Below are 6,000 nucleotides of genomic sequence, written 5' to 3' on the forward strand. Positions count from 1 at the left end.
GGAAAACCGCGGGGCCTGCGAGGCGCGGGCGGCGGGATTGCGGATGATTCTGGTGTGTCCGGCCGGGATTGAAAATATACGATCCGTGCAAAGCGCCCTAACTGTATAGTTCCAACCATGACAACTGTACAGTTTTGGTGATGATCGATTTCCAGCCCCAGCGCGCGCGTGGCCAGGGGCCGACCCTGGTCGAGCAGCTGGTCGCCGCCGTGTTGCGCGCCATCGAGCAGCAGGTGCTGCGTCCGGGTATGTCCCTACCCTCGGTGCGGGAGTTCGCGCGCCAGTACGAGATCAGCACCTTCACGGTGGCCAGCGCCTACAGCCGGCTGGTGTCGCTGGGCTGGCTGGCGGCCCGGCCCGGAGCGGGCTACCGGGTCGCCTCGCCGGACGCGCCCGCGCGCCGGGGCGAGACGCCGTCCTGGGAGCCGCCCCGCTTGAACGCCGGCTGGCTGGTGTCGGACATCTTCGCGGACCATTCCATCCCCATCAAGTCCGGCTGCGGCTGGCTGCCGGGGGAATGGCTGAACGAGGAAGGGCTGCACGTGGCCCTGCGCCACCTGGGCCGGGTGCCAGCCATGCGCATCGCCAACTACGGCCATCCCTATGGCTACGCGCCGCTGCGCGAGACCATCGCCGCCAGCCTCAGCGCGCAGGGCATGGAAGTGGAGGTATCACAGGTCCTCCTGACCCAGGGCGTGTCGCACGGCCTGGACATGGTGATCCGCACCCTGCTGCGCCACGGCGACACGGTGGTGGTGGAACAGCCGGCCTACGCCAACCTGCTGCAGATGCTGCGGCTGGCGGGCCTGCGCGTGGTGCCGGTGCCGCGCAATGCCGATGGACTGGATTGCGAGGCGCTGGAGCGCGTGGCGGCCCAGCACTGGCCGCGCGCCCTGTTCATCAACACGGCGCTGCAGAATCCGTCCGGCGCCAGCATTGGCATGGCCAACGCCTTCCGCATCCTGCAGACGGCCGAGCGGCACGGGCTCTGGGTGGTGGAGGACGATATCTCGCGCGAGCTGGCGCCCGGCGTCACGCCCATGCTGGCGGCGCTGGACGGCGGCTGCCGCGTGGTCTACCTGGGCGGCTATTCCAAGGTGATCAGCCCGTCGGTGCGGGTGGGTTATGTGGTGGCGCATCGCGACCTGGTGCGCGATATCGCGCGCACCAAGATGGCCGTGGGCCTGACGTCGCCCGAGATCATGGAGCGCATCGTGCACCAGGTGATCCGCGAGGGCCGCTACCGCGCCCACATCGCGCGCACCCGCGAGCGGCTGGAGCAGGCGCACGCCGCCGTGGCGGGGCTGATGGAGGCGCATGGCTTCGACATCCACACGCGGCCGCAGGCGGGCCTGTTCCTGTGGGCGAAAGTGGCGGGGCAATGGCGCGGGCGCGGCGCCAACGGCCTGGCCGAGATGGCCTTGAAGGACGGCATCTGGCTGGCGCCGGGTTCCTACTTCGAGGCCGACGAGGCCGACACGCCCTGGGTGCGCTTCAACGTCGCGTACTCGGAAGCGCCGGCGTTGTGGCGCTTCATGCGCAACGCCGGCGCCGCCTGAGGGCCGGCTCGCGCGGCGCGCCCGCTCAGGCGCGCTCGTAGGTCACGAAGTCGTATTCGTAGCCGTTCTCGGCCGGCTGCCGCTCGCGCGCGCTTTCCTTCCATTGGAAGGCCGGCAGCAGCGGGAAGAAGGCGTCGCCCTCGACCTGGGCATGCACCTCGGTGGCCAGCACGCGGCGCGCCAGCGGCAGGGCCTGCGCATAGATCTGCGCGCCGCCGATGACGAAGGCCTCGGCGACATCGCCGCAGGCCTGCGCCGCCGCTTCCAGCGACGCCACCACGATGGCGCCCTCCGGCGCGAAATCCGGATTGCGGCTGACGACGATATTGGCGCGCCCCGGCAGCGGCCGCCCCAGCGAATCCCAGGTCTTGCGCCCCATGATGATGGGATGGCCCAACGTGCTGCGCTTGAAATGTGCCAGATCCCCCGGCAGCCGCCAGGGCAGGGCATTGTCGCGCCCGATGGCGCGGTTGTCGGAATAGGCAACGATCAGGGTCAGGCTGGGAGTCATGCGGACGCTATGGCGAGGTTCAAGGACGGCGCGGCAAGCGCGCACTGCCGTAAGCGTAGCAAATCCGCGCGCACCGACGCGCGACCCTTCTACGTACCCCGCGCCCACCCACATCAACGAGGCATACCCGCAAGGCACACCGATGAGATGCATCCACGAGGCACACCCACCGCTCACCGCAAGCGCCCCGCAGCGGGGCCGCTGCGGAGCCGGCTTTGCCGGTCCGCACGCGGCGCCCCTGGGGGAAGGCGCCGCAGGCGCCTCGGGGGGGCCTTATATATTGGCGTGTTCGAGGAACTCGGTGGCAGGCATGGGCTTGCCCAGCAGGAAGCCCTGCAGCGAGTCGCAGCCCAGGCCGGTCAGGAACTTCTGTTGTGCGGTGGTCTCGACGCCTTCGGCCACGATGCGCAGGTTCAGCTGCTGCGCCAGGGCGACGATGGCGGACACGATGGCCGCATCCTCGTTGTCGTTCTCCAGCTGGTTCACGAAGCCGCGGTCGATCTTCAGCTCGGTGGCCGGCAGGCGCTTCAGGTACAGCAGGCTTGAATAGCCGGTGCCGAAGTCGTCGATGGAAATGGTCACGCCCAGGCCGGACAGGCGCTTGAGCACCGCCAGGCTGGCCTCGGCGTCGCGCATGGCCGTGGATTCGGTCACTTCCAGCGTCAGGCAGGACGGCGGCACGTTGTGCCGGGCGAGCGCGCCGCGCACCGTCTCGACCAGGCCAGCGTGGGCGAACTGCAGCGCCGAGATATTGACGGCGATGGTCCAGTGGCTCTGGCCCGCGTCGATCCATTCGCGCATCTGGCGGCAGGCTTCATTGATGACCCAGTCGCCGATCGACAGGATCAGGCCGGTCTTTTCCGCCGTGGGAATGAACAGGTCCGGGCCGACCAGGCCGCGCGTGGGATGGTTCCAGCGCAACAGCGCCTCGGCGCCGATGATCGGGCCGGCCGGCGCTTCATATTTGGGCTGGTAGTGCAGCACGAACTGGCCGCGCTCCTGCGCCAGCCGCAGGTCGTGCAGCAGCTCGATCTGCTCGTGCGCGTCGGCGTTCATCGACGGCTCGAAGAAGCTGTAGCCGGTGCCGCCCAGGCGCTTGGCGTGGTACATGGCGGCGTCGGCGTTGGTCAGCAACGCGTGGGTGTCCTCGCCGTCGTTGGGATAGATGGCGATGCCCACGCTGGATGTCACCAGCACTTCGTGGCCGTAGACCGTCACGGGCCGCGCGATGGCGTTGATCAGGCGGTCGGCCACGCTGGCGGCGTCGGTCGGCTCGCCCACTTCGCTCAGGACGATGAACTCGTCGCCGCCCAGCCGCGCCACGGTGTCCTGCGTCCGCAGGGTCTGGCGGATGCGTTGTGCGAGGTCGATGAGCAGTGCGTCGCCGGTATGGTGGCCGTAGGCGTCGTTGACCGCCTTGAAACCGTCCAGGTCGAAGAACAGCACCGCGAAATAGCCCTTGCGCCGGCTGGCGCTTTCGATGGCCTGCTCCATGCGGTCTTCGAGCAGGATGCGGTTGGGCAGCTTGGTGAGCGTGTCGTGCAGGGCCAGCTGCACCAGTTCCTCGTTGGCTTCGGCCAACGAGGATGCCAGGGCCGAGGTGCGGGCTTCCAGCCGGTTGTCCAGCACCGCCACGATCAGCGCGATGCCCAGCACGCTCAGGGTCACGGCGGTGACGGCGATGGCCAGCCAGCCGGCCGACAGGCCGCCGGTGGAGGCCAGGCAGACGCTATCGTCCGGAAAGCCCGCGGCCTGCATGCCTGTGTAGTGCATGCCGACGATGGCCAGCCCCATCGCCACCGACGCCAGCGGCCGCGAAAACGCCATGCGCGGCCCGTCGTGGCGCAGCCGGTAGGTGATCCACAGCGCCGCGCCCGACGCGGCCACGGCGATCAGGATGGACAGCGCGAACCAGCCGCCGTGATAGACGATGCCGGGCTGCATGCGCATCGCGGCCATGCCCACGTAGTGCATCGCGGCGATGCCCGCGCCCATGAGCAGGGCGCCGACCGCCAGGCGGCGCCGCGGCAGTTCGTCGCGGCACACCGTCCACAGGGCGAAGGCCGAGCAGCCGATGGCGATGGCCAGGGACAGCAGGGTCAGGGGAATGTCGTAGCCCATGTCGATGGGCAGGCTGAAGGCCAGCATGCCGACGAAATGCATGGCCCAGATGCCGATGCCCATCGCGAACGCGCCGCCCGACAGCCAGTACCGCGCCGCCGGCAGGCCGTTGGCCGCGCGCACGCGGTTCGCCATGCCCAACGCTGTATATGACGCCAGGACGGCGACCCCTAGGGATACGAGGACGAGCGAAGGGTTATATGTTCCAACGAGCATTTTTGGGGTCCTGTCCTGGGCGCATACCGCCGCCGCGCCGGCCTCAATTCACATCAATTCGTAGTCAACAGTTGCAAATAGCCCGCAGGGCAATCCTTGCTGTCGACGCTGGGGATTCACGTACTCTCTTTCTTTACTTTGGGCGGGGGGCTGCGGCCGGGCAACGAGGGCGACCGGCAAGGCCGGATGTCGCCCGGTCGCGCGGCGAGCGACGGGCACGGCGCAGCAGGGGCCGTTCGGCAGCAACGGGGCGCGTGCCATGCTGGACGCGCGTCCGGGGCTAAGGGATGGGTTATACAGAAAACGGGCTTTCAGAAGCTCACCAATCTTCACTTCGCGCGGCAGCGATGCGCTCCAGCTTCGCCGCGCTTGCGCTTACCCAAGCGCGGCGCGGTCAGCTTCATGTCATGCGACGCCGACCGGGGCCCCAAGGCCATAGCCGGCCAGGAGCCCAAGCTATGGCGACAACCGTCAATTTCGCAAGGCCTCACACGACCGGGGCCGCGCGGAGCCGGCTTTGCCGGTCCGCAGCGGCGCCCCCTGGGGGGAAGCGCGCAGCGCTTCGGGGGGGACTACTTCTACACAGCCATCGGCGCCGTGAGCGGTGCGTGGTGCGTATACCCTTCCAGCCGGAAGTCGCCCGGTTCGACCTTTTCCAGCCATTCCGGCTCGTAGCGGCCGGTGACGGCGAAGTCGGGGATGCGGTCGGACAGCACCAGGCGAGGGGCCTCGAAGGGCGTGCGGCTGAGCTGTTCGCGCAGCATCGGCAGGTGATTCTCGTAGATGTGCGCGTCGCCGATGAAATACGTGAACCAGCGCGGCGTGTAGCCCGTCAACCGGCCGACCAGGTGCAGCAGCGCCGCGCCCTCGGTCAGGTTGAAGGGCGTGCCCAGGCCGACGTCGTTGGAGCGGATGTACAGGCACAGCGAGATCTCGCGCGTGCTGGCGTTCGGCAGGAACTGGTAGAGCAGGTGGCAGGGCGGCAGCGCCATTTCCTCGATCTGGGCCCAGTTCCAGCCGTGGAACAGGATGCGGCGATCGCCGGGGCGCTCATGGATCGTGTCCAGGCACTGGCGCAGCTGGTCGACGGCCTTGTAGAGCAGCACCTTTGGGGCGCCGCCTTCGTCCAGGTCCGCGACCTTGGCGTAGCCGCGCGCCAGGGCGTCGCCGATCTGCGCCGGACGACCTGCGTCGAGCACCTTGTAGGCAGGCCACTGGCGCCACTGGACTCCGTATACCGGGCCCAGGTCGTCCGGGCCTTCGCGATAGGGGTTGGCCAGCCACTGGGCATTTTCATTGGCGTTCTGGTCCCAGACCTTGCAGCCCAGTTCGCGGAACTCGGCCGCGCTGCGCGTGGCGCGCAGGAAGCCCACCAGTTCGCCGATGGCGGACTTGAACGCCAGTTTCTTGGTGGTGACCGCCGGGAAGCCCTTTTGCAGGTCGAAGCGCAGCGAGGCCCCTGGCATGCTCAGGGTGCGTATGCCGGTCCGGTTCTCCTGCCACGCGCCGGTGTCCAGGATGGATTGAACGAGGTCCAGGTATTGTTTCATGGCGGTCCCTGGCGCCGTCCTGTCGGGCAGGGCGGCGCATGAC

Annotated in this window: 4 protein-coding genes; 1 reads left to right on the top strand and 3 read right to left on the bottom strand. The window is 68.6% G+C overall.

What is annotated here, in order from left to right:
- Positions 1–140 precede the first annotated feature (140 nt).
- The gene (locus tag AC6LJ9_RS13540) at positions 141–1,559 is read left to right on the top strand and encodes an aminotransferase-like domain-containing protein (protein ID WP_498147950.1); all 1,419 of its coding nucleotides are present in this window, start codon (positions 141–143) and stop codon (positions 1,557–1,559) included.
- Between the two features lie 25 nt (positions 1,560–1,584).
- Here the strand turns inward: AC6LJ9_RS13540 and AC6LJ9_RS13545 are convergent, their stop codons facing one another.
- The 3 genes from AC6LJ9_RS13545 to AC6LJ9_RS13555 form a co-directional block, all read right to left on the bottom strand.
- Positions 1,585–2,070 carry a dihydrofolate reductase gene (locus AC6LJ9_RS13545; RefSeq protein ID WP_212314968.1) on the bottom strand — a complete coding sequence of 162 codons (486 nt, stop codon included), beginning with the start codon at positions 2,068–2,070 and terminating at the stop codon, positions 1,585–1,587.
- A gap of 273 nt (positions 2,071–2,343) precedes the next feature.
- Entirely contained in the window at positions 2,344–4,407 is a 2,064-nt protein-coding gene (locus AC6LJ9_RS13550) for a putative bifunctional diguanylate cyclase/phosphodiesterase (RefSeq protein ID WP_212314970.1), read from the bottom strand.
- Positions 4,408–4,985: 578 nt separating this feature from the next.
- Complete coding sequence (locus AC6LJ9_RS13555; RefSeq protein ID WP_498147953.1) at positions 4,986–5,957, bottom strand: thymidylate synthase; 972 nt, start codon at positions 5,955–5,957, stop codon at positions 4,986–4,988.
- Positions 5,958–6,000 lie beyond the last annotated feature (43 nt).

This window comes from Achromobacter sp. 1011811831 (genome assembly GCF_059760905.1).